We start from the raw sequence: 21,639 nt of genomic DNA on the forward strand, positions 1-21,639 counted from the left end.
CGATATCGGCAGGCTATGCCGTCGGGTCGGTGAAGGAATGGTACTCCTGCAAGCGCTCCACCTCTTCCCTCGCTCCGAGGATGACCGCCACGCGCTGATGCAGGCTGCCTGGCTCGACCTCCAAAATACGCCTGTGCCCGGTGCTGGCAAGGCCGCCTGCCTGCTCCACCAGCCACCCCATAGGGCTGGCCTCGTACAACAGCCTCAGGCGCCCGCCGCGCCCCACGCCGCGGCTATCCAGTGGATAGAGGAACACGCCGCCCCGCACCAGCAAGCGGTGCACTTCCGCCACCATGGTGGCAACCCAGCGCATATTGAAATCCTTGCCGCGCGGGCCGCTGCTGCCGGCAATGCACTCCTCGATATAGCGCTGCACCGGCGGCTGCCAGAAGCGCTGGTTGGACATATTGATCGCGAACTCCTGGGTGCCAGCGGCAACAGTCAGGTCGGGATGCGTCAGGTAGAACTCGCCCTGCTCGGGGTCCAGGGTGAAACCATGCACGCCATGCCCCAAAGTCAGCACCAGCATGGTGGAGGTGCCGTACAGCGCATAGCCGGCCGCTAGCTGCCGGGTCCCGGCCTGTATGAACGACGACTCGTCTACTTGCCCTTCCGGCGCGGGCAATACGGAAAAAATGCTGCCGACGGAGAGGTTGAGGTTGACGTTGGAAGAGCCATCCAGGGGGTCGAACACCAGCAGGTATTCGCCCTGTTTCCCGGCAAACACTTGCGCATGCTCCATTTCCTCGGAGGCGATGGCGCAGACCTGCGGCTGCCGGGCCGCCATTTCGACAAAAATGTCGTTGCTGATCAGGTCCAGCGTCTTTTGCTCTTCCCCCTGCACGTTCTCGCGGCCGGCATTCCCCATGTTGCCGCGCAACGCGCCATGGCTGATTTCGCGCGCAACCGCCTGGCAGGCGCCTGAAATATCCCGTATCAGCGATAGAAGGCTATCCGCATGGGCATATTGCCTGCCCTGCTCAGCCAGAAAATCTGAAAGTTTCAGCATGATGATTCACGTCCTTTCCATGATGCCAGAACAATATAGCCAGCGGCGGCACGAAGCGCCACCTTGCTAACAAATTGTTTCATTTTTACAACTAGTGTGCGTGCATGGGTTCGAGTTGTATTAAATTCGATAGACAACTAAAAACCGCTCGGTTAAAGTGGGTTCCGTTTGTGTCAAATTAGAGACACTCAATAATAATTAGGACAGATGTATGCGCGTTAAAATTTCAGGGATTGCGATCAGCGTCGCCGTTGCGCTCAGCATGGCAGGCTGTGCGACCCAAGCCAATAAAGACCCGCTGGAAAGCATGAACCGTGGTATTTACAAGTTCAATGATACTGCCGACAAGGCCGTACTCAAACCAATCGCAGGCGCATACAAGGCTGTCCTGCCTAGCCCGATCCGCACAGGGGTCAACAACTTCTTCAGCAACCTGGGTACCTTCACCTCGCTGATCAACAACATCCTGCAACTGGAACTGGGCAAGGCGATGGACAATGCCGGCCGCCTGGTGATCAACTCCACCATCGGTATCGGCGGCCTGATCGACGTCGCCTCCATGGATGACGTGCCGAGGCACAAAGCCGATTTCGGCCAGACCCTGGGCAAATGGGGCGTAGGCAGCGGCGCCTACCTTGTGCTGCCGTTTATCGGCCCGAGCACATTCCGTGATACGGCCGGCCTGACCGTCGACACGCTCTACTTCGACCCGATCCAGTACACCAACCATGTCCGCGTGCGTAACCAGTTGCGCATGGTGAACTTCATCGACCTGCGCTCGCAGTATCTGCCCGCAAGCGACCTGATCGACGATGCGGCGCTGGACCCATACATCTTCATGCGCGAGGCTTACTTGCAGCGCCGCGAGCAATTCGTCACTGGCCAGGCATCCTCGGAGTATGATGACTTCGACGATGACGACGAAGAAGAAACGCCGGCAGCACAATAAATAAAATAATAGCCATCCAGCAAAAAAGCCACGCAATGCGTGGCTTTTTCATTTGGTGCAAATCAAGTCAAAGGCAAAGACTATTCGCCGCTTGCCACCGTCATGCGCTCGATCAAGATGGAACCGGTCTGCTTCGATCCCTGCACCAGCACATCATTGCCCACCGCCACAATATTCATGAACATCTCGGCCAGGTTGCCCGCGATCGTGATTTCCTCGACCGGATAGGCGATGACGCCGTTCTCCACCCAGAAACCCGCCGCGCCGCGGGAATAGTCGCCAGTCACCATGTTGATGCCGTGGCCCAGCAATTCCGTCACCAATAATCCTGTACCCATCGCATTGAGCAAGCCGGCGAGGTCAAGGTCGCCGTGCCGGATGATCAGGTTGTGGTTGCCGCCCGCATTGCCCGTGCTCTGCATGCCAAGCTTGCGGGCGGAATAACTGCCGAGCATATAGCCTTCCAGCACGCCGTTGTTGATCAACGTCCTGCCGCGAGTGGCGACGCCTTCATTGTCGAACGGCGAGCTGGCGAGGCCGCGCGGGATATGCGGCAGCTCTTCTATGTTCACGAGGGAGGACATCACCTGCTTGCCCAGGCTATCCAACAGGAACGACGACTTGCGGTACAAGCTGCCGCCCGAGATGGCGGAAACCAGGTGCGAAATCAATCCTGATGCCAGCGGCGCCTCGAACAATACCGGCACTTGGCAGGTCTTGACCTTGCCCGCGCCGAGCCGGCGCGCCGCCCGCTCGCCCGCGCGCAAGCCGACGGCACGGGCCGAATCCAGGTCGCCGGGATGGCGTGCGCTGGTATACCAGTAGTCGCGCTGCATGCTATCGCCCGCCTCGGCGATCACCGAGCAGCTCAAGCCGTGGCGGGAACTGGGATAGCCGGCATTGAAGCCGTTGCTGTTGGCATAAGAGAACAGGCCTTCGTAGGTCGAGACCGAGGCGCCTTCCGAATTGCTGATGCGGGCGTCTGCGGCACGTGCCGCCTGCTCGCATTCCACCGCCAAGGCCAATGCCTGGTCCACGCTGATATCCCACGGATGGTGCAAATCCAGGTCGGGAATCTCCCTCGCCAACAGGGCGGGGTCGGCCAGGCCGCAGAATTCATCCTGGGCCGTGTAGCGCGCAATATTGCATGCGGCTGCGACAGTGTCCCTGAGCGCGTCGGCACTGAGATCGGACGTGCTGGCATGGCCCTTCTGCTGACCGAAATAGACGGTCACCGACATGCCCTTGTCGCGGTTGTACTCGATGGTCTCGGTCTCGCCCATGCGTACCGAGACGTTCTGGCCTATTCCCAGGCTGACTTCAGCCTCGGCCGAGCTTGCGCCCGCCGCCTTTGCCAGGCGCAGGACTTCATCGCTCAAGCCCCTCAGCTCATCCAGCGTGTATGAAAAGCGCGAACCACGCTCTGTCTGGTCGTTCACAGAAGTCTCTTTGCAAAAAACTGTTATCATACATCAGCATGAAACCTAACAAGACAGAAAACACCGAACATAGCATTGAGCCTGTCAGCAAGACCAAGCGCAAGGCAGAGGCGGATGCCCTGCAAGCCATAGGCGTGACCCTGGTCGAATTGCCGAAGGAGAAACTGGCCAAGCTGGACCTGCCGGAAGCCCTGCTGGACGCCGTCAACGAAGCCAAGCGCATTACCTCGAACGGCGCGCTGCGCCGTCAAATGCAGTATATCGGCCGCCTGATGCGCGACATCGACACCGCGCCCATCGTTGAGCAGCTGCAGCGCTGGGAAGGCTCGCACAATGAAGAAAACGCGCGCTTCCACCGGCTCGAGCAATGGCGCAGCCGCTTGCTTGAAGATGAGTCTGCGCTCGCGGAGTTCATCAACGAATACCCCAACACGGAAGCACAACAGGTACGCAACCTGATCCGCAATGCGCGGCGCGAGCAATCGGCAGGCAAGCCGCCCAAGAGCAGCCGCGAGCTGTTCAAGATATTGCGCAGCATTACGGAAAATTTGACGACCGACGCTGAACTCGACACTGATTAATGCAATCAGTGCCATAGCAGGCAGGTAAAGCCCTCCGGCAGTTTCCGGCCATGCCGGCACGAGCCGAGCGCGGACAGATGCCGCACCAAGACTGGCAAGGTTACCGCAAACTTTAACGACGCATTCTTAAGACCACATGGGCTTAGCTTATTTAACACTGATACCTTTCATCGGGGCGATCCTCACCAAACTCAGCACCAGGCTGGGACGCTACTCGTCCGCCTGGGTCGCCATCCTTTCCGCAACACTATCGCTATTCCTGCTATGGCCGCTGGCGGCACAGGTCTGGCAAGGCGAGACCGTGGTCCAGCGCATCGGTCCCTGGCTGCCAGAGCTGGGCATCGACCTCGCGTTCCGGCTGGACGGCCTATCACTGTTGTTCAGCCTGATGATCCTGCTGGTCGGCCTGATCGTGGTGATCTATGCCCGCTACTACCTCTCCCCGCGCGACAGCATGGGACGCTTCTATGCCTATCTGCTGCTGTTCATGGGCTCGATGCTGGGCGTCGTGCTCTCAGAGAACATCATCCAGCTGCTGATGTTCTGGGAGCTCACCAGCCTGTCCTCGTTCCTGCTGATCAGCTATTGGCAGCAACGCGAGGAAGCCAGCCGCGGCGCGCGCATGGCGCTCACGATCACGGGCGGCGGCGGGCTCGCGATGCTCGGCGGCTTCCTGCTCCTTGGCAATATGGCGGGCAGCTACGACCTCAGCGACATCCTGCTGGCAGGCGATGCGATCCGCAGCCACGAGCATTATTCATCCATGCTGCTGTTGATCCTGCTTGGCGTGTTCACCAAGTCGGCGCAGTTCCCGTTCCACTTCTGGCTGCCCAATGCCATGGCCGCGCCCACCCCGGTGTCCGCCTACCTGCACTCCGCCACCATGGTCAAGGCCGGTATATTCCTGCTGGCGCGCCTGTTTCCAGCGCTCGCCGGCACGCCGGAGTGGACCTGGATCGTCTCCGGCATCGGCATTGTCACCTTCCTCACAGGCAGCTACATCGCCCTGTTCAAGCACGACATGAAGGCGCTGCTGGCCTACTCCACCATCAGCCATCTCGGCCTGATCGTCGCGCTGTTCGGCATCGGCACGCCGCTGGCCGTGGTCGCCGGCGTATTCCACATCATCAACCATGCGGCTTTCAAGGCTTCGCTGTTCATGCTGGCCGGGATCGTCGACCACGAAACCGGCACCCGCGACATGCGCCAGCTGCGCGGCCTCAGGCGCTACATGCCTTACACGGCAGTGCTGATGGTCATCGCCGCAGCCGCCATGGCCGGCATCCCCGGCCTCAACGGCTTCGTTTCCAAGGAAATGTTCCTCGAGCAGGTCGTCGTGTATGGCGATACCTTCGCCCCTTCCTGGCTGCTGCCAGCGATCGTGACGGCAGGCGCGGTGTTCTCCGCCGCCTACTCCATCCGCATCGCCCATAACGTATTCTTTGGCGGCGAGCCTGCCGACCTGCCCAAGGCGCCTCACGACCCGTCAAGCGGCATGCAGATTCCGGTCGCCATCCTGGTAGCCGCCTGCGTCGTGGTCGGCTTGTTCCCGGCAATTGCGCAGCCCCTGGTCACACTGGTGGCAGGCAGCACCCTGCAGAGCGCGCCGCCTGCCTTCCATCTCGCGATTTGGCACGGCTTGACGCCCGCCTTGTGGATGAGCGCAATCGCATTGGCGGGAGGCATCCTGGTATACCGCCAGCGCGAGGCCTTCTTCTCGCTGCAAAGCCTCGTCGACGGCAGGATAGACGCCAAGATCATCTACAACGGCGTCATGCGCAGGCTATTCGCCTGGTCGAGCGCCATCACCATGAATGCCGACAACCTCTCGCAAAAGCGCATGCTGTGGATATTGTTCGTCACGGCGATCGTGCTGGGCGGATACGGCTTCCTAAGCGGCGGCGGCCCGCTGGCGGGCAACCGCGCCATGCTGCCGGTAGACCCCATGAGCGCCATGGTCGCCATCATCATGATGGCGGCGGCCATCGCCACTGTCGTCATGCACCAGCAGCGCTTCACCGCGCTGATCCTGGTGAGCGCAGTGGGCCTGGGCGTGGCGCTGACCTTCGTCAAGTTCTCCGCCCCCGATCTGGCGCTGACCCAGCTCGCCGTGGAATTCATCACGGCCGTGCTGCTGTTGTTGGCCTTGTTCTTCCTGCCGCAGGCAACGCCGGATGAGCAGGACCGCCTGCGCCAGGCCCGTGATATCGTGATCGCGGTTTTTTCCGGCTTAGGGATAGCCGCGCTGAGCTATGCGGTGCTGACCCGCGAATATGAAACCATTGCCGAGTACTTCATTGCGAACAGCGTCAGCGGCGGCGGGGGCGCCAATGTCGTCAACGTATTGCTGGTGGACTTCCGCGGCTTCGACACCATGGGCGAGATCACGGTGCTGGCATTGGCCGGCCTGGGCATTTACGCCATGCTCGACCAGCTCAAGCTGCTCAGCCCCAAGCAGGATGCCGAAGGTCGCCCGTGGAATCCCGATACCCACCCCTTGATCCTCGCCACCTTCAGCCGCATCCTGCTGCCGCTTGCCATGCTGGTGGCGGTATTCATCCTGCTGCGTGGGCACAACCTGCCCGGCGGCGGCTTCATTGCAGGCCTCATCACCTCCGCGGCGCTGATCGTGCAATACCTTGCCAACGGGGTGGAATGGACGCGCAGCAAGCTGCCGGCCAACACCCATCCGCTCATCGGCTACGGCCTGCTGACCGCGGCAAGCACCGGTGTCGCCAGCTGGTATTTCGGCTATCCCTTCCTCACCTCGACCTTCGAGCACGTGCACCTGCCGTTGCTCGGCGAGTTCGAGCTGGCCTCGGCCATGGCGTTCGACATCGGCGTGTTCCTGGTGGTGGTCGGCACTTCGCTGCTGATCCTGATCAACCTGGGCATGATCCACCAGGTCAGCTACCTGCCCCGCATCGGCAAGAACACGGGCGGCAAAGAGCCCAAACCGGCGCGAGCCGCAGCCATCGACAAGGCTGAAAAGACCACAACGAAAAAACAGGAAGACATGCCATGGAAGCGTTGATCTCCATCCTGATCGGCATACTCACCGCGGGGGGCGTCTATCTCTGCCTGCGCAGCCACACCTTTCCCGTCGTGCTCGGCCTGACCCTGCTGTCCTATGCCGTCAACCTGTTCCTGTTCATGATGGGGCGGCTGGTCATCGGCAAGCCGCCCATCATCAGCGAGCAGGCCAGCAATTACGCCGACCCCTTGCCGCAAGCGCTGGTGCTGACCGCCATCGTCATCAGCTTCGCGATGACCGCCTACATCATCGTGCTGGCGCTCAAGGCGCGTACCGAAATGGGGAACGACCACGTTGACGGAAAGGAAGTCCGTTGAGCCACCTTGCCATCGTTCCCTTGCTATTGCCGCTGTTTACCGGCATTTTCCTGCTGTTGCTGCGCGAGCAGCGCATCTACGTCAAGCGCGCCATTTCCGGCATCAGCAGCATCGCGTTGATTGCGGTCGCCGCCAAGCTGCTATGCACGGTCAGCGACGGCAGCATCCTGGTCTATTCGTTGAGCAACTGGCCAGCCCCGTTCGGCATCGTCCTCATGGCCGACAGGCTCGCCGCATTGCTAGTACTCACCACCTCCCTGCTCTCGCTGTTCGCGCTGGTGTACGGCATGCGCGGCACCGACAGGCAGGGCCGCCAGTTCCATATCCTGTTCCAGCTGCAATTGTTCGGGCTCAACGGCGCGTTCCTCACGGCCGACCTGTTCAACCTGTTCGTGTTCTTCGAGGTGCTGCTGCTGGCCTCATACAGCCTGTTGCTGCACGGGGGCGGCCGCAAGCGCATCCGCTCCGGCCTGCACTTCGTCGTCATCAATGTGGTCGGCTCCTCGCTGTTCCTGTTTGCCGTCGGCGTCCTCTACGGCATTCTCGGCACGCTCAACATGGCAGACATGGCGGTCAAAGTCACCCATGTCAGCGCGGACAATGTCGGCCTGGTCAAGGCTGCGGCCCTGCTCCTGTTTGTGGTGTTCGCCCTCAAGGCGGCATTGTTGCCGCTCTATCTCTGGCTGCCTTCGGCTTACTCGCAGACCAGCGCTCCCGCTGCCGCCCTGTTCGCCATCATGACCAAGGTGGGCGCCTACAGCATCCTTCGCGTCTACACCCTGGTGTTCGGCAATGAAGCCGGCCCGCTCGCCAACCTGCTGGACGGCTGGCTGCTGGGCATGGCGCTCGCCACCATCGTCATCGGCAGCTTCGGCCTGCTCGGCAGCAAGCGCCTGCGCCAGCAAATCGCCTATCTGGTCGTGATTTCCGCAGGCACCCTATTGACTGGCTTCAGCCTGGAATCCCAAGTCGGCATCGCAGCCGGGCTGTACTACCTGCCGCACACCACGTTTGCCGCCGCCGCGCTGTTCCTGCTTGCCGACCTGATCGTGCAGCGCCGCGACCAGATGGAAGACCGGCTGGAAGCCGGGCTGGTGATCACCAGGCAAAAATTCCTCGGCGCCACCTTCTTCATCCTGGCCATCATTGCCTCCGGCCTGCCGCCGCTTTCGGGCTTCATCGGCAAGTTCATGCTGCTGCGCGCGGCGTTGGAACACCCCGCATTGCCCTACATCATGGCGATCATACTGGCCAACGGCCTATTGACCGTGATCGCCATGGCGCGCACCGGCACCTTGTTCTTCTTTGAAGCCCATGCGGTCGATACCTCGACCAACACCTACATCAAGCAGGGCGAGCCCGAGCCGCTGCGCGTGCGCGAGCTGCTCCCCATCCTGTCGCTGTTGTCACTATGCGTGCTCATGACCTTCTGGGCCGGCCCCATCAACAGCTACTGCCTGGACACGGCCAGCCAGCTGCTGGATACGCCGTCCTACATCCACGCCGTCCTCGGAAAGGGAGAACAGTAATGCAACGCTTCCTGCCCCACCCGCTGCTGACCGTCATCCTGGGCGTCATCTGGCTGCTGCTCACCAACAGCATAGACCCCGGGCAGATCGCCTTGGGCCTGTTGCTGGGCTGGGCCATCCCGTTCTTTGCCCTGCAGTTCTGGCCCGACAAGCTCAAGGTGCACAAGCCGCTCACGCTATTGAAATTCAGCGGCATCCTGCTATACGACATCATCGAGGCCAACTTCATCGTCGCCATGCGCATCCTGGGCAAGCCCGAGAAACTGCGGCCGGCGTTCATCGTCGTGCCGATCGACCTCGATTCCGATTTCGCGATGAGCATCCTGGCGAACACCACCTGCCTCACTCCGGGCTCGCTCTCGGCACTGCTTGCGCCCGACCGCAAAAGCATCCTGGTGCACACGATAGACGTCGATGACATCGACGCCTTCATCCACACCATCAAAACACGTTACGAACTGCCACTGAAGGAGATTTTCGAGGAATGATAGAAATCGCCATCCACATCGCATTCGTGCTGGTCTCGGCCGCGCTGGCGCTGAACGCCTGGCGCCTGCTCAAGGGGCCCAGCGCGCCCGACCGCATCCTGGCGCTGGACACGCTCTATATCAACACCATTGCCCTGCTGGTGGTGTTCGGCATCCACATCAAGAGCATGGTGTACTTCGAGGCGGCATTGCTCATCGCCCTCATGGGCTTCATCGGCACCATCGCCATGTGCAAATACCTGCTGCGGGGGGACATCATCGAATGAACATCGTGCTGGAAATCCTGCTTTCGCTGCTGATCGTCACCGGCGCATTGCTCACCTTCATCGGCTCGCTCGGCCTGGCGCGACTGCGTGACTTCTACACGCGGCTGCACGGGCCGACCAAGGGCACGACGCTAGGCGTCGGCAGCCTGTTGATCGCTTCGTCCATTTTCTTCAGCGTGCAGGGCGACGGCGTCAGCCTGCACGAAGTGCTGATCACCCTGTTCCTGTTCATCACTGCGCCGATCAGCGCGCACTTGCTGGCAAAATCGGCGCTGCACCTCAAGGTGGAATCGCTGGTGCCCTTGCCGGACGAGGCCATTGCGCGCAAGAACAGCCAGCATAAGCCCTATCAGACGTTGGATTAACCCGGCTCAATGCGCCGGCGGCTTGTCGCCAGCATGGGCTTGAACATGAGCATGCTCGTCCGCAGCACGCTCAAGATCTTCCACCTCGACCCCGGTGTCGCGCTTGGGAGGCAACAGGAACAAGGCCGGGTTCTGGATGAAGCGCTTGGCCAGGGTCTTCAGTAGCAGGCGCCACTGGGCAAACGTCACCTTGCGCGACTTCATTGCCACATACAGTGCCAAGCTGAAACTCACCACCAGGTTGGTGGTGCCGATCAGCCAGATGCCCAGGATGGCCGTCACCAACACCTGCCAGGAAAACAGGAAATCCAGCGCGACGAAGGAGTAGCCGGTAAACGCCGACGCAAACGCAATGTGGCGGATATCGATGGGCAGGCCAAGCAGCACGCCCAGGCCCGACATCCCGCCCAGCAGGCAGCCGAAATAGAAATTGCCGGCCAGCGCCCCGAGGTTATTCTCGACATAGCGCGCCACGCGGTCCAGGCGCGACGGGCCCAGCAACCATTCCAGCCAGCCCAGCGCCCGCAGGCGCTGCGGAATCTTGTTATAGACCGCCAGGTTGTCGTGGTAGCCCGCAATCAGGCCTGACAGGAACAGGCACACCCCGGCAATCGCGGCATAGAACACGGCGCCGCTGTGGAACGGGTCGTTGGCATCCAATAACGCATGGGCTTTTTCCGGCGTGATGAAATGCTGCCCCGTCACGCTCAGGATCAGCCAGCCCACCAGCATCGCCACGGGCACCGCCATCATGACGTTGCCGAGAATGGCAATGGTCTGGCTGCGGAAAGTCTGCGCGATGATGGTGACCAGCTTGTCGAGGTTCTTGTTCTTGCGGTCGCTCGCGTCGATGCTCGCGGCAATCGCGGCCGCCGTCATTGCCGGCTGCTTGGTCGCCACCGTGAAATGCAGGATATGGATCAGCGCGAAACCCAGGCCGTAATTGAGGCTGAACAGGATCGCCTCGGTCAGCGGCGCGTAATGGTGCTTGGCCGCGACGATCTTGAGCATGGTCATGAGCGCAATGATCACGCCTGCGCCCATGGCGGACCGCATCAAGCCGAAATACTCGCTGCGCGTTTCAGTGATGTAATGCTCGCCGGTGCGGCTGGCATTCTCCGTGACGCGCAAGGCCATCAGCTCGACGTTCTCGCGGAAATGCTGCCGCACATCGTTCTTGTGCCGCTCCGCGGAAACCAGCGTCTTGAACAATTGCACCATCGCCGTCCCGGCATCCGCATCGCTGCGCACCAGCTTGATGATGCCCAGCAGGCTCTCGAGGCGCCGGACCTGCTGGCTCATGCGCTGCAGCAGAAAGGTGAGGTGTACGCTGGTCCCGGTTTGCGAGCTGTTGCGCCGGATCTTGGCGATCACCTCCCGGCACTGGTCCAGCATCACAAGGATATGCCCGACATCGTGCTGCTGTTCCAGGGGCATGGCGAGCAAGGCCTGCAACTCGACGCTCTGGGTGATGAAGGGCGAATCGTGATATTCGATCTCGGGATGGTTGCGGATCAGCTCCGGCTCCAGGCCGGAAGCCGCCAGGCGATAGGACAATACCTGCGCCGCATCCAGCAGGCTCTTTTGGCATTCCGCCACCTTGTCGGCAGGCACCTCATGGAAACGCAAGGCATGCACGAGCTGCAGCCAGACCTCATCCGGCACCGCGGCCACCCATGTCTCGTCGCCGCCCTTCGGGAATATCTGCCCGAACAAGTCCTTGAGATAGGCCGGGTTGATGGCGTCCGGGAGTATCTTGTGCCCGATGCGCCGCGACAATTCGGTAAAGAAACCGCTGTTCGGCTGGATGCCGGAATCCACGTACAGCGATATGGGCTTCCGCCCCACCAGCAGGCTCACGATGGCATCCCTCAGCACCTGCGCCTTCCCAGGATCGCTGTTCAATACATGGCAAAGCGCCTGCACTGCGTGGGCCGCATGGCCGCTATCGCTGTTCTGGCGCGGGCGGATTTCCGCCACCAGGTCGGCAAGCAAGCGGGCGGCATTGGTATTGTGTCGTGCGTAATCGCGCAGGATATGTTCCATCAGCATATTTCTATCGGCAATGTTTTTATGGTCTGGTTGAAGATGCTTTTCTTATCGTAAAGCGTTCCGCTTGAGATATTGTCTACTATAACGCCGCGCCCAGCGTCACGCGCAATCGCTTCTCGGCGTTGACCCGGCGCAATACCAGCTCCACCTCCTGCCCGGCATGGCGGTGCGTCGCTTGCTGCAGCACCTGGGCGGAAGAAAGCGCTTCTCCCCCCAGGCTGAGCAATACGTCGCCGACCGCCACCCCCGCCTGTGCCGCGGGAGAGCCGGTAATCACCGCCAGGACGGTCACGCCAGGCCCGGGATCATCCTTGCTGCGCTGCATCACGTGCACGCCCAGCGCAGGCGGCGCCAGCTTGGCCCAGTAGGTTGCAAAATAACTGTAGAACTCCCCGCTGCCGCCTGCACTTGCCTGGGTCTTCGCCTGCTCCTTGATTTTCTGCATCCTCATGGCGGCCGTCGGCGCCGCAATCAGTTTCGTATACACGACCACGACATCCGCCTGCACCTTGGAGGCATGGGCCACCGCGCGCGAAGGTGGTACGTCGCCGGCCTCGAAGCTCGAGTAGCCGAGCATCTCGTAACCATCATTCAGCATGCGCTGGTAATCGTCGGTCTCCCTCACGCCCTTGTAGATTGTGGGTTCGGCCGAGCCCGGGCTGAGCTTGACGCCGTGCAGCTGGCGCGCGACATAGTGCTGGGTGTACAGGTTTTCCTCTTGCGGCACCTCCACCACAGGCTCAGGCGCCACCGGCTTTTCCGGCACGGTCTCCTTGACCACCGGCTTGCTACAGGCTGCCAGCATGGCAAGCAACAGCACTATCAAATATGGTCGTAAATATGGGCGCATATCCCCTCCACTCGTTTTTCCTGGTGACAATGGTATGATGAAACCACGTTTTTTTCATTCCCGGCGCGCAATTGTGCCGAGATCATTATGATGTAGAGCCTGTTCAATATCTTTTCATGGGCGCGTTGCCCCGGCAAGGTGGCCGATGCAAGGCGCACGCCACATGCAAATCCTCACCGGGCTTATTGCCCAATGAAAAGATATTGAACAAGCTTTTAAAACCCCAGAAGCATAATCATGGCAACAGACACTATCCGCATCGGGCTGGTTTCCATCAGCGACCGTGCCTTCACCGGCGTATACGAAGACAAGGGCATCCCCTCCTTGCAGGAATGGCTTGGCCGCGCGCTCACCACCCCTTGGGAAAGCGCGTTGCGCGTGATTCCTGACGAACAGGAGGAAATTGAATCCACCCTGTGCGACCTGGTCGACTTCGAAGGCTGCAACCTGGTGCTGACCACGGGCGGCACCGGCCCTGCCGTACGCGATGTCACGCCGGAAGCCACACTGGCGGTGGCGGACAAGGTCATGCCCGGCTTTGGCGAGCAAATGCGCCAGATCAGCCTGCAATTCGTGCCGACCGCGATCCTTTCGCGCCAGGTCGCGGTAATCCGCAAGCGCTGCCTGATCATCAATCTTCCGGGCCAGCCCAAGGCCATTGCCCAGACGCTGGAGGGATTGAAGGACGAAAGCGGCAACACCGTGGTGCACGGTATTTTCGCCGCCGTGCCCTACTGCCTGGACCTGATCGAGGCACCCTATATCGAAACCAATCCCGATATCGTACAAGCCTTCCGTCCAAAGTCGGCCCAAAAGCCGGCCTGAGCCATGGCGTCAGAATTCGACCTGATACAGCGCTATTTCCAGCGTCCCCATCCGTCGGCCGTGCTGGGCGTAGGCGACGATGCTGCATTGATCAAGGTATCTCCCGGCATGGAACTCGCCATATCGACCGACATGCTGGTAGCGAACACTCACTTTTACCCCGATATCGACCCATGGCTAATCGGATGGAAATCGTTGGCAGTGAATGTCTCCGACATGGCTGCCATGGGTGCGCAGCCGCGCTGGGCGACATTGTCGCTTGCCTTGCCCGAGGCGGACGAAAGCTGGGTCGCCGGGTTTGCCGAAGGCTTCTTTGCCTGTGCCGGGCAGTTCGACATCGCCTTGGTCGGCGGCGACACCACGCGCGGCCCATTGACCATCAACGTGCAAATCATGGGCGAAGCGCCGCCGGGGGCTGCCCTGTTGCGCAGCCAGGCACGGCCGGGTGACGACATCTGGGTCTCGGGGCCCTTAGGCGACGCCGCACTGGCCTTGGCCGCCATCCAGGGCCGTTACCCACTCAACGATGCAGAGCTCGCCGCCTGCAGCAAAGCCTTGCACCAGCCCCAGCCCAGGGTTGCATTGGGGTTGGCATTGAGAGGGCTGGCAAATAGCGCGCTGGATATTTCCGACGGGCTGCTGGCAGACCTCGGGCATATCCTGGAAAACTCGCAAGTGGGGGCCGAGGTCTGGCTAAAGGCGATTCCCACATCAGAAATCGTAAGCGCATACTCTCGAGAAGAAGCAATACAGAAAATGATTTTGGCCGGCGGAGATGACTATGAGTTATGTTTTACCGCCCCAACTGAGAACAGGCAGAAGATTGCCGACATCGGCCGGCAATTGAGCCTGGACATGGCCGTGATCGGTCATATCACCGACACCCAGCGGCTCATCGTTCAAGGGCTGGACGGCAAACCGCTTACCCTCAAGGAGCACGGTTTTGACCATTTTGCCTGACCGACATTTCCTGCTGCGCCATCCCGCGCATTTTCTCGCCCTGGGTTTTGGCAGCGGCCTGGCGCGCAAAGGCCCTGGCACCTGCGGCACATTGGCCGCCCTGCCCTTGTTCGGCTTGTTGATGCTGCTGCCCGAGGCGAGCCACCTTCCCATCCTGGCGCTCCTGTTCCTGGTTGGCATCCCGCTGTGCGGCATCACCGGGCGCAATCTGGGCGTCGACGACCATGGCAGCATCGTCTGGGACGAGATCGTGGCTTTCATGCTGGTCCTGGAATTCACGCCCAAGGCATGGGAGTGGTGGCTGTACGCCTTCTTGTTGTTCCGCCTGTTCGACATTTGGAAACCATTCCCGATCCGCACTCTGGACCGCCAAGTGCTCGGCGGCTTCGGCGTGATGCTGGACGACCTGCTGGCTGCGATCTATGCAATTGCCGTACTGAAAGGAACACAATGGTGGATGATGCAGAGCTTCTAAGCCTTTCGCATACGCTGGGCGACACCCTGATCAAGCAGGGCTTCAGGCTTGCCCTGGCCGAATCCTGCACCGGCGGCTGGGTCGCGCAATGCGTGACGGCGGTCCCAGGCAGCTCGGCCGGTTTCGACCGCGGCTTCGTCACCTACAGCAATGAAGCCAAGCAGGAAATGCTTGGGGTGGGCGGCGAAACCTTGAGACAACACGGCGCGGTCAGCGAGGAGACCGCCAAAGAAATGGCCTTGGGCGCGCTCGCCTACAGCACAGCCGACATCAGCGCATCCATCACCGGGATCGCCGGGCCGGACGGCGGAAGCGAGCAAAAACCGGTGGGCACCGTATGCTTCGGCTGGGCCCACCGCGACGGCCGCATCGTCACCCGCACCCACCACTTTTCCGGCGACAGGGAAGCCGTGCGCAGGCAGTCTGTCAAAACCGCATTAACAGGCTTGTTGCAACTTACCTTAGCCACTGATTTATGAAATAATTGCAGGCTTTAGCAGGCAACTCGAAAAGGTATTCACTGATGGATGAAAATAGAAGCAAAGCGCTGGCCGCCGCCCTCTCGCAAATCGAGAAACAATTCGGCAAGGGCTCCATCATGCGCATGGGCGACACCGATGTCGCCGCTGACATCCAGGCAGTCTCTACCGGCTCCCTGGGCCTAGACATCGCCCTGGGCATCGGCGGCTTGCCGCGCGGCCGCATTGTCGAAATCTACGGTCCTGAATCCTCCGGCAAAACCACGCTGACCTTGTCCGTGATCGCGCAAATGCAGAAGCTGGGCGGCACCGCAGCCTTCATCGACGCCGAACACGCGCTCGACCCGCAATATGCGCAGAAGCTCGGCGTCAATGTCTCCGAGTTGCTGATCTCCCAGCCCGATACCGGCGAACAGGCGCTGGAAATCGCCGACATGCTGGTGCGCTCGGGCTCCGTCGACATCGTCGTGGTCGACTCCGTTGCCGCGCTGACGCCAAAAGCCGAAATCGAAGGCGAAATGGGCGACTCGCACATGGGCCTGCAAGCCCGCCTGATGTCCCAAGCGCTGCGCAAGCTCACCGCCAACATCAAGCGCACCAACACATTGGTCATTTTCATCAACCAGATCCGCATGAAGATCGGCGTGATGTTCGGCAACCCTGAAACCACGACCGGCGGCAACGCGCTCAAGTTCTACGCTTCCGTGCGCCTGGATATCCGCCGTACCGGCGCGATCAAGAAGGGCGACGAAATCACCGGTTCCGAAACCCGCGTTAAGGTGGTGAAGAACAAGGTTTCCCCGCCGTTCAAGCAGGCGGAGTTCGACATCCTCTACGGCGAAGGCATCTCGCGCGAAGGCGAAATCATCGAGCTCGGCGTCAACCTCAAGCTGGTCGAGAAGGCCGGCGCATGGTACAGCTACAAGGGTGAGAAGATCGGCCAGGGCAAGGACAATGCGCGCGAATTCCTCCGGGAGCACCCGGAAATCGCCAACGAGATCGACGCCAAGATTCGCGAACACTCCAATCTGGCCAATGCCGCGATGACGACGGCGCCGGATGAAGAAGACGACGAATAAACCTGCCACCAGCCTGCGAGAGCGGGCTTTGGCATATCTGGCACGGCGAGAATATTCCTATCAGGAGTTGCTGCACAAGCTGAGTCCACATGCGGGAGAGGAGGACGACCTCCCCGCCCTGCTGGAGGACTTCAAGAAACGCGGCTGGCTATCCGATACACGTTATACCGAGCAGATCGTGCATGCCCGCAAGGGCCGCTACGGCAGCATGCGCGTGGCGCATGAGCTCAGGCAGCACGGTGTCAGCGACGAACTGATCGGCAAGGCCGTGGCCGAGATGGCCCCGGACGAACTGGAAGCCGCCACGGCGGTTTACCGCAAGAAGTTTTCCCAGCCGCCGCAATCGCGGGAGGAATGGGCGAAGCAAGCGCGCTTCCTGCAAGGGCGCGGCTTCGGTTTTGAAGTGATACGCAAGGTGCTGCGCGGCAGCCCGGAAGATATCGAGTGATGCGGCGGGCAGCATGCCGCGCAATTGGATTTTTGACATTAACGTTTTGAGCAAGAACACACATCAATGAAGAGCAACCAGATTCGCCAGGCCTTCCTGGACTATTTCGCCTCCAAGGGCCACCAGATCGTCAGTTCCAGCTCGCTGGTGCCGGCAGGCGACCCCACCCTGCTCTTCACCAACGCCGGGATGAACCAGTTCAAGGACGTGTTCCTCGGTTTCGACAAGCGCCCCTACACCCGCGCAACCTCGTCGCAGAAGTGTGTGCGGGCGGGCGGCAAGCACAACGACCTCGAGAATGTCGGCTACACCGCGCGCCACCACACCTTCTTCGAGATGCTCGGCAATTTCAGCTTCGGCGACTACTTCAAGCGCGACGCCATCAGCTATGCCTGGGAACTACTCACCGAAGTCTTCAAGCTGCCCAAGGACAAGCTCACCGTCACCGTCTATGCCGAGGATGACGAAGCCTACGACATCTGGACCAAGGAAATCGGCGTGCCCGCCGAGCGCGTGATCCGCATCGGCGACAACAAGGGCGCACGCTACGCCTCCGACAATTTCTGGATGATGGGCGACACCGGCCCCTGCGGCCCCTGTACCGAGATTTTCTACGACCACGGCGAGCACATCTGGGGCGGCCCTCCCGGCAGCGCGGAAGAAGATGGCGACCGCTTCATCGAAATCTGGAACAACGTCTTCATGCAGTTCAACCGCGACGAGCAAGGCGTGATGCACCCGCTGCCCAAGCCCTCCGTCGATACCGGCATGGGCTTGGAGCGGATTGCCGCTGTGTTGCAAGGCGTGCACAGCAACTATGAGATCGACCTGTTCCAGCACCTGATCAAGGCCGCCGCGCGCGTTACCAGCACCGCAGACCTCGACAGCCCGTCGCTCAAGGTGCTGGCCGACCATATCCGCGCCTGCAGCTTCCTGATCGCCGACGGCGTCATCCCGGGCAACGAAGGCCGCGGCTACGTATTGCGCCGCATCATCCGCCGCGCGATCCGCCACGGCTACAAGCTAGGCGCGCGCGCCGCGTTCTTCTACAAGCTGGTGGCGGACCTGGTGGCCGAGATGGGCGATGCCTATCCCGAACTCAAGAGCGGCGAGCAGCGCATCACCGATATCCTGCGCCTAGAAGAAGACCGCTTCTTCGAGACCATCGAGCACGGCATGGCGATCCTCGAAGCCGAGCTCGAGGAAATGGCCAAAACCGGCAACAAGGTATTCAATGGCGAGACCGCCTTCAAGCTGCACGACACTTTCGGCTTCCCGCTCGACTTGACCGCAGACGTCTGTCGCGAGCGCGAGGTGAGCGTGGATTCCGCCGCATTCGACGCCGCCATGGCGCGGCAGAAGGAACAGGCCCGCGCCGCAGGCAAGTTCAAGATGGCGGCCAACCTGGAATACACGGGCGCCTCGACCACTTTCCACGGCTACGACACGCTCGAAGCGCAAGGCAAGGTATTGGCGCTGTACAAGGACGGTAGCGCAGTCGACGCCCTCAACGAAGGCGAGCTGGGCGTGGTCGTGCTCGACAACACCCCGTTCTATGCCGAATCCGGCGGCCAGGTCGGCGACCAGGGCATCTTGAAGGGCGCGGAAGGCATCTTCCAAGTGGAAGACACCCTGAAAATCCAGGCCAGCGTGTTCGGCCACCACGGCGTATTGAGCACCGGCACCCTGCGCGTGGGCGACGAAGTCAGCGCGCGCGTGGACCTCGCCTCGCGCCACCGCACCATGCGCCACCACTCCGCTACCCACCTCATGCACAAGGCATTGCGCGAAGTACTAGGCAGCCATGTGCAGCAAAAGGGCTCGCTAGTAGATTCTGATAAAACCCGTTTCGACTTCTCGCACAACACCCCGGTCACCGCCGAGGAAATCCGCCGCATCGAGGAGATCGTCAATACCGAGATCCTTGCCAATGCGCCGACCCAGGCACGCGTGATGCCGATCGACGAGGCGCAGAAGACCGGCGCCATGATGCTGTTCGGCGAGAAGTACGGTGACGAAGTGCGCGTGATCGACATCGGCAGCTCGCGCGAACTCTGCGGCGGCACCCATGTGAGCCGCACCGGCGACATCGGCCTGTTCAAGGTCGTCTCCGAATCCGGCGTCGCCGCTGGCGTGCGCCGCATCGAGGCCGCGACCGGCGATGTGGCGTTGCACCACATCCAACAGCAGCAGCAACTGCTTATAGACGCTGCAGCCTCCTTCAAGGCGCCTGCTGCCGAGCTGGCTGGCAAGATCAGCCAGACCCTGGACCAGGTCAAAGCGCTGGAGAAGGAACTCGCCCGCCTCAAATCCAAGCTGGCCTCCTCGCAAGGCGACGAGCTCGCCAGCCAGGCCGTGGACGTCAACGGTGTCAAGGTGCTGGCCGCCACGCTGGAAGGCGCTGACGCCAACACCCTGCGCGAAACCATGGACAAGCTTAAGGACAAGCTCAAGACCGCCGCCATCGTGCTCGCCAGCGTCAACGGCGACAAGGTCAGCGTCGCCGCGGGCGTGACCGCAGACACCCTCGCCAAGGTCAAGGCCGGCGAACTGGTCAACTTCGTCGCCGGGCAAGTCGGCGGCAAGGGCGGCGGCAAGCCGGATATGGCGATGGCGGGCGGCACCGATGCCGGCAAGTTGCCGCAGGCGCTCGCCAGCGTTGCCGGCTGGGTGGGAGAAAAACTGAATTAACAGCCGCCGGCGCCTGCACCGCAAGCGCCGGTGTTTTATTGATGCACCTTTGATACCGACATAGATATGGCACTTATCGTACAGAAATACGGCGGCACCTCGGTCGCCAATCCAGAACGCATCGGCAACGTCGCCCGCCGCGTGGCGCGCCACAAGGCGCTGGGGCAGCAGGTCGTGGTCGTGGTCTCCGCCATGTCAGGCGAGACCAACCGCCTGATCGGGCTCGCCAAGGAAGTGATGCCCAACCCCCACCCGCGCGAGCTGGACGTGCTGGTCTCCACCGGCGAGCAAGTCACCATCGCCCTGCTCTCCATGGCGCTCATGGAGCTCGGCGTCAAAGCCAAGAGCTACACCGGCAGCCAGGTCAGCATCGTCACCGACAACGCGCACACCAAGGCGCGCATCCTCAAGATCGACGAAGAACGCATCCGCAAGGACCTCGATGACGGCTACGTCGTCGTCGTGGCCGGCTTCCAGGGCGTGGACGAGCATGGCAACATCACCACGCTGGGCCGCGGTGGCTCCGACACCACCGGCGTCGCGCTTGCAGCCGCGCTCAAGGCTGACGAATGCCAGATTTACACCGATGTGGACGGCGTCTACACCACCGACCCGCGCGTCGTGCCCGAAGCGCGCCGCCTCAAATCGGTCACCTTCGAGGAAATGCTGGAAATGGCCAGCCTGGGCTCCAAGGTGCTGCAAATCCGCTCGGTCGAGTTTGCGGGCAAATACAAGGTCAAACTGCGCGTGCTTTCCAGCTTCGAGGAAGAAGGCGAAGGCACGCTGATTACATTCGAGGACGACAACAACATGGAACAACCGATCATCTCCGGCATCGCCTTCAACCGCGACGAAGCCAAAATCACCGTCCTGGGCGTGCCCGACCGCCCAGGCATCGCCTACCAGATCCTGGGCCCCGTGGCGGACGCCAACATCGACGTCGACATCATCATCCAGAACGTCGCCGCAGACGGCACCACCGACTTCACCTTCACCGTGCACAAGAACGACCTGCAGAAGGCCCTGGACATCCTGCGCGACAAGGTGCAAGGCCACATCGGCGCACGCGAGATCATCGGCGACGACAAGACCGCCAAGGTCTCCGTGGTCGGCGTCGGCATGCGCTCGCACGTCGGCATCGCCAGCCAGATGTTCCGCACCCTGGCGGAAGAAGGCATCAACATCCAGATGATCTCCACCTCCGAGATCAAGATTTCCGTCGTCATCGACGAGAAATACATGGAATTGGCGGTACGCGTCCTGCATAAGGCTTTCGGACTAGAAGAAGTTTAAGAATTACGCCGTTTTGGCGTTGATTTTTGCGGCGTAATCAAGTATTGTTACGCCCTCGTGCGGAGAGCTGGCCGAGTGGTCGAAGGCACTTCCCTGCTAAGGAAGCATACGGGCTTAAACCTGTATCGAGGGTTCGAATCCCTCGCTCTCCGCCACACGATAATGGCGTGTAGCAAAGAATGAAATTATACTGGTATTAATCTCATCTTCGCGTATAATGCACGCCTCACATACGCGCCCGTAGCTCAGCTGGATAGAGTACTTGGCTACGAACCAAGGGGTCAGGAGTTCGAATCTCTTCGGGCGCGCCAAATAATTAAAGAAGTGGGCACTTGTCATGAGTGTCCACTTTTTTATTCCCTCTCGCTTTAAACACTCATTATTACTACACCCTAGATAGAGCATCTTGGCTGTAGCAGCTATACGCAACGCCTCAGTATCCCATTCAGTAAGTTAAAAGACTTCACTTAAAAAGTACCTCCATACTCAAACTCATCAATTAATTACCAC

General features: G+C 60.9%; 20 protein-coding genes and 2 tRNA genes. 18 read left to right on the forward strand and 4 right to left on the reverse strand.

The features are described from left to right. Nucleotides 1-13 precede the first annotated feature (13 nt). Nucleotides 14-1,009 (reverse strand): class 1 fructose-bisphosphatase, encoded by a 996-nt coding sequence (locus tag ACW4YW_RS13450; protein ID WP_457138027.1) that lies wholly within the window; start codon nt 1,007-1,009, stop codon nt 14-16. Between the two features lie 211 nt (nt 1,010-1,220). Between ACW4YW_RS13450 and ACW4YW_RS13455 the strand changes: the two genes are divergently transcribed. Next, the gene (locus ACW4YW_RS13455; protein ID WP_457138028.1) at nt 1,221-1,958 is read left to right on the forward strand and encodes an MlaA family lipoprotein; all 738 of its coding nucleotides are present in this window, start codon (nt 1,221-1,223) and stop codon (nt 1,956-1,958) included. An 80-nt stretch (nt 1,959-2,038) separates the two neighbouring features. Here the strand turns inward: ACW4YW_RS13455 and pmbA are convergent, their stop codons facing one another. After that, entirely contained in the window at nt 2,039-3,397 is a 1,359-nt protein-coding gene (gene pmbA / locus ACW4YW_RS13460; RefSeq protein ID WP_457138029.1) for a metalloprotease PmbA, read from the reverse strand. 38 nt (nt 3,398-3,435) lie between these two features. Here pmbA and yjgA point away from each other — a divergent pair, with 38 nt between their 5' ends. The 7 genes from yjgA to ACW4YW_RS13495 all read left to right on the forward strand — a co-directional run bounded on the left by yjgA (nt 3,436) and on the right by ACW4YW_RS13495 (nt 9,977). Beyond that, nucleotides 3,436-3,978 (forward strand): ribosome biogenesis factor YjgA, encoded by a 543-nt coding sequence (gene yjgA / locus ACW4YW_RS13465; RefSeq protein WP_457138030.1) that lies wholly within the window; start codon nt 3,436-3,438, stop codon nt 3,976-3,978. Between the two features lie 136 nt (nt 3,979-4,114). Further along, the gene (locus tag ACW4YW_RS13470) at nt 4,115-7,012 is read left to right on the forward strand and encodes a monovalent cation/H+ antiporter subunit A (RefSeq protein WP_457138031.1); all 2,898 of its coding nucleotides are present in this window, start codon (nt 4,115-4,117) and stop codon (nt 7,010-7,012) included. Next, complete coding sequence (locus ACW4YW_RS13475) at nt 7,000-7,329, forward strand: Na+/H+ antiporter subunit C (protein ID WP_407995713.1); 330 nt, start codon at nt 7,000-7,002, stop codon at nt 7,327-7,329. Before ACW4YW_RS13470 ends, ACW4YW_RS13475 begins: the two co-directional genes overlap by 13 nt. After that, a complete protein-coding gene (locus tag ACW4YW_RS13480) occupies nt 7,326-8,858 on the forward strand; it encodes a monovalent cation/H+ antiporter subunit D (protein ID WP_457138032.1) in 1,533 nt (510 codons plus the stop codon). Before ACW4YW_RS13475 ends, ACW4YW_RS13480 begins: the two co-directional genes overlap by 4 nt. Next, nucleotides 8,858-9,346, forward strand: coding sequence for a Na+/H+ antiporter subunit E (locus ACW4YW_RS13485; RefSeq protein ID WP_407995098.1), 489 nt, complete (start codon nt 8,858-8,860; stop codon nt 9,344-9,346). The genes ACW4YW_RS13480 and ACW4YW_RS13485 overlap by 1 nt, the downstream gene beginning before the upstream one ends. After that, nucleotides 9,343-9,612: a K+/H+ antiporter subunit F gene (locus ACW4YW_RS13490; protein WP_230347967.1), complete on the forward strand. Its 270-nt coding sequence runs from the start codon at nt 9,343-9,345 to the stop codon at nt 9,610-9,612. The genes ACW4YW_RS13485 and ACW4YW_RS13490 overlap by 4 nt, the downstream gene beginning before the upstream one ends. After that, nucleotides 9,609-9,977, forward strand: a complete 369-nt coding sequence (locus ACW4YW_RS13495) for a Na+/H+ antiporter subunit G (RefSeq protein ID WP_309564465.1) — start codon at nt 9,609-9,611, stop codon at nt 9,975-9,977. The genes ACW4YW_RS13490 and ACW4YW_RS13495 overlap by 4 nt, the downstream gene beginning before the upstream one ends. A gap of 6 nt (nt 9,978-9,983) precedes the next feature. On the opposite strand, the gene ACW4YW_RS13500 is transcribed toward ACW4YW_RS13495, so the two are convergent. Both ACW4YW_RS13500 and ACW4YW_RS13505 read right to left on the reverse strand, forming a co-directional pair. Further along, the gene (locus ACW4YW_RS13500) at nt 9,984-12,029 is read right to left on the reverse strand and encodes a site-specific recombinase (protein ID WP_457138033.1); all 2,046 of its coding nucleotides are present in this window, start codon (nt 12,027-12,029) and stop codon (nt 9,984-9,986) included. Between the two features lie 79 nt (nt 12,030-12,108). Further along, nucleotides 12,109-12,879, reverse strand: coding sequence for a PDZ domain-containing protein (locus tag ACW4YW_RS13505; RefSeq protein WP_407995711.1), 771 nt, complete (start codon nt 12,877-12,879; stop codon nt 12,109-12,111). Between the two features lie 237 nt (nt 12,880-13,116). Between ACW4YW_RS13505 and mog the strand changes: the two genes are divergently transcribed. The 10 genes from mog (at nt 13,117) to ACW4YW_RS13555 (ending at nt 21,440) form a co-directional block, all read left to right on the forward strand. Further along, nucleotides 13,117-13,704, forward strand: coding sequence for a molybdopterin adenylyltransferase (gene mog / locus ACW4YW_RS13510; RefSeq protein WP_407995095.1), 588 nt, complete (start codon nt 13,117-13,119; stop codon nt 13,702-13,704). A gap of 3 nt (nt 13,705-13,707) precedes the next feature. Further along, nucleotides 13,708-14,664: a thiamine-phosphate kinase gene (thiL, locus tag ACW4YW_RS13515; RefSeq protein WP_457138034.1), complete on the forward strand. Its 957-nt coding sequence runs from the start codon at nt 13,708-13,710 to the stop codon at nt 14,662-14,664. Further along, the gene (locus tag ACW4YW_RS13520) at nt 14,648-15,139 is read left to right on the forward strand and encodes a phosphatidylglycerophosphatase A family protein (RefSeq protein ID WP_457138035.1); all 492 of its coding nucleotides are present in this window, start codon (nt 14,648-14,650) and stop codon (nt 15,137-15,139) included. Before thiL ends, ACW4YW_RS13520 begins: the two co-directional genes overlap by 17 nt. Then, a complete protein-coding gene (gene pncC, locus ACW4YW_RS13525) occupies nt 15,115-15,618 on the forward strand; it encodes a nicotinamide-nucleotide amidase (protein WP_457138036.1) in 504 nt (167 codons plus the stop codon). The genes ACW4YW_RS13520 and pncC overlap by 25 nt, the downstream gene beginning before the upstream one ends. 44 nt (nt 15,619-15,662) lie before the next feature. Next, nucleotides 15,663-16,697: a recombinase RecA gene (gene recA, locus ACW4YW_RS13530; RefSeq protein WP_309564458.1), complete on the forward strand. Its 1,035-nt coding sequence runs from the start codon at nt 15,663-15,665 to the stop codon at nt 16,695-16,697. Next, nucleotides 16,678-17,145, forward strand: coding sequence for a recombination regulator RecX (gene recX, locus ACW4YW_RS13535; RefSeq protein WP_457138037.1), 468 nt, complete (start codon nt 16,678-16,680; stop codon nt 17,143-17,145). The genes recA and recX overlap by 20 nt, the downstream gene beginning before the upstream one ends. Before the next feature lie 66 nt (nt 17,146-17,211). Then, nucleotides 17,212-19,836: an alanine--tRNA ligase gene (gene alaS, locus ACW4YW_RS13540; RefSeq protein ID WP_457138038.1), complete on the forward strand. Its 2,625-nt coding sequence runs from the start codon at nt 17,212-17,214 to the stop codon at nt 19,834-19,836. 66 nt (nt 19,837-19,902) lie between these two features. Then, nucleotides 19,903-21,129 (forward strand): aspartate kinase, encoded by a 1,227-nt coding sequence (locus tag ACW4YW_RS13545; protein WP_407995090.1) that lies wholly within the window; start codon nt 19,903-19,905, stop codon nt 21,127-21,129. 61 nt (nt 21,130-21,190) lie between these two features. Then, nucleotides 21,191-21,284: transfer RNA gene (locus tag ACW4YW_RS13550), tRNA-Ser, on the forward strand. 79 nt (nt 21,285-21,363) lie between these two features. Then, nucleotides 21,364-21,440 (forward strand) — tRNA-Arg (locus tag ACW4YW_RS13555). Nucleotides 21,441-21,639 lie beyond the last annotated feature (199 nt).

It is taken from the genome of Methylobacillus pratensis, from assembly GCF_054072455.1.